General features: G+C 58.5%; 2 protein-coding genes. Both read left to right on the top strand.

The features are described from left to right. Positions 1–106 precede the first annotated feature (106 nt). Positions 107–1633 (top strand): IS21 family transposase, encoded by a 1527-nt coding sequence (gene istA / locus KVT32_RS27665; RefSeq protein ID WP_054458906.1) that lies wholly within the window; start codon positions 107–109, stop codon positions 1631–1633. Then, positions 1623–2414, top strand: coding sequence for an IS21-like element helper ATPase IstB (istB, locus tag KVT32_RS27670; RefSeq protein WP_054458908.1), 792 nt, complete (start codon positions 1623–1625; stop codon positions 2412–2414). The genes istA and istB overlap by 11 nt, the downstream gene beginning before the upstream one ends. Positions 2415–2468 lie beyond the last annotated feature (54 nt).

Below are 2468 nucleotides of genomic sequence, written 5' to 3' on the forward strand. Positions count from 1 at the left end.
CTGTTGATTTGCAGGCAGAGTTGACCCACTTTTACGTTTGATTTGCATCTAATTCTGACCCACCTCGTGAACACTATCCTGCTCGGTACCCGTGCAGGAGACAGGAGTGATCGACGTGGCTCTTCTCAGCATTATTCGCCGTTGGCACTTGCGTGATCATGTCTCTTTACGAGAGATTGCCAAGCGACTTGGCATATCGCGCAACACGGTGCGACGCTATCTGCGCTCGGGCACCATTGAACCAACCTACAGCCGTGCGGCTGGGCCTACAGTTCTAGACGGCTATGCGGAGAAGCTTTCGGCATGGCTCAAGGCCGAGGCCAACCGCACACGCAAGCAGCGACGCTCGCTGTTGCAGCTGCACCAGGATCTCTGCGCTCTAGGCTACACGGGCTCTTACGACCGTGTCGCCGCTTTCGCGCGACGATGGCGACAGGAACAACAGGAGCGCTCTCAGACTTCAGGACGGGGCACATTCGTGCCATTGACGTTCCCACCGGGCGACGCCTTTCAGTTTGACTGGAGCGAGGACAGTGCGGTGATCAATGGCGAGCGCACCAAGCTCCAGATCGCGCAGTTCAAGCTTTGCCACAGTCGCGCCTTCTTCCTGCGCGCCTATTGGCTCCAGACACACGAGATGTTGTTCGATGCGCACCATCATGCTTTTGTGGCGTGGGGAGGCATCCCGCGTCGAGGCATCTACGACAACATGAAGACCGCTGTGGATAGGGTCGGCCGCGGCAAGTCACGCGCGGTCAACGCCAGATTCTCCAGCATGGTCAGCCACTATTTGTTTGATGCGCAGTTCTGTAACCCCGCGTCGGGCTGGGAGAAGGGACAGATCGAGAAGAACGTGCAGGATAGCCGGCGGCGGATCTGGCAACGCCTGCCCCACTTTTCGAGCTTGGAAGCGCTTAACGACTGGTTGGCCGACGAGTGCGTCAGGCTGTGGCAACAGATACGTCATCCGGCATGTGACCAGAGCATCTGGCAGATATGGTCCGAGGAACGCCCATTTCTGATGCCTGTTGGCCAGCCGTTCGATGGCTTTGTGGAACACACCAAGCGCGTTTCCCCCACATGCTTGATCGCCTTCGAACGTGACCGCTATAGCGTCCCCGCGTCCTACGCCAACCTGCCCGTGAGCTTGCGGGTCTATGCGGATCGCCTCGTTGTCGTCGCCGAAGGTCACGTCATCGCGCAGCATCCTCGCCACATCAACCGGCGCCATGACCGTGGTGCCACTTTCTACGACTGGCGGCATTATCTCGCCGTGCTGCAACGCAAGCCTGGCGCGCTGCGCAATGGGGCGCCGTTCACCGCGTTGCCGGAAGCATTTCGCCAACTTCAGGCACTGCTTCTCCCTCACGCCGGCGGGGATAGAGAGATGGTGGAGATCCTGTCGTTGGTCTTGTTGCATGACGAGCAACTGGTCCTCGCCGCAGTGACCTTAGCGCTGGAGGCCGGTACGCCATCTAAGCAAACCATTCTCAACATCTTGAGCCGACTGCTCGACGGCACACCGTTGCCGCCGTTGACGGCGCCCCAAGCGCTCACGCTCACGGTCGAACCCGAGGCGAACGTCGGCCGCTACGACACTCTCCGTACTCAGGAGCCACGTCATGCAGCATGAACTCATGATCGAGCGGTTGAAGGCGTTGAAGCTGCACGGTATGGCTCAAGCGCTCACTGACCTGGTGCAGCAAGACTCTCCGGCATACCAGAGTTGCTCTCCCATCTTGAGCCAGCTTCTACGGGCCGAGCTCACCGAGCGAGAGGTGCGATCTATTGCCTATCAGATGAAGGTGGCCAAGTTCCCAGCATATCGAGACTTACAAGGCTTTGACTTCGGATGCAGCGAGGTCAACGAAGCCCTCGTTCGGCAACTGCACCGCGGCGAGTTCATCGAACCCGCTCACAATGTCGTATTAGTTGGCGGCCCTGGCACCGGCAAGACGCATCTGGCGACGGCCTTCGCGGTTCACGCCATCGAACACCTGCGTCGCCGAGTTCGCTTCTTCTCCACGATCGAGTTGGTGAACACGTTGGAGCTCGAGAAGCAGGCCGGCAAAGCTGGACACCTCGCCCACCGGCTCATGCACTCGCACGTCGTTATTCTCGACGAACTCGGGTATCTGCCATTCAGCCAAGCCGGCGGCGCGCTGCTGTTCCACCTCATCAGCAAGCTCTACGAGCACACAAGCCTCATCATCACCACCAATCTCAGCTTCGCTGAATGGGCAAACATATTTGGGGACGCAAAAATGACGACTGCCTTGCTCGATCGACTCACCCACCACTGCCACATCGTCGAGACCGGCAACGACAGCTACCGATTCAAAAACAGCAGCACACAACCCAAAAAGGAGCGTAAAACAGCCAAATCTGTGGCAACCCTGACCCAATCAAATTAGGGCTGGGTCAGTTTTCGATGCAAACGCCGGGTCAGTTTTCAGTGCAAACCAACA

The sequence above is a fragment of the Achromobacter sp. GbtcB20 genome (assembly GCF_019091095.1).
In the GTDB taxonomy this organism is placed as follows: domain Bacteria; phylum Pseudomonadota; class Gammaproteobacteria; order Burkholderiales; family Burkholderiaceae_B; genus Achromobacter; species Achromobacter mucicolens.

Coding starts and splice junctions, on each gene's coding strand:
- istB (WP_054458908.1), top strand. CDS start 1,623: ATGCAGCATGAACTCATGATCGAGCGGTTGAAGGCGTTGAAGCTGCAC.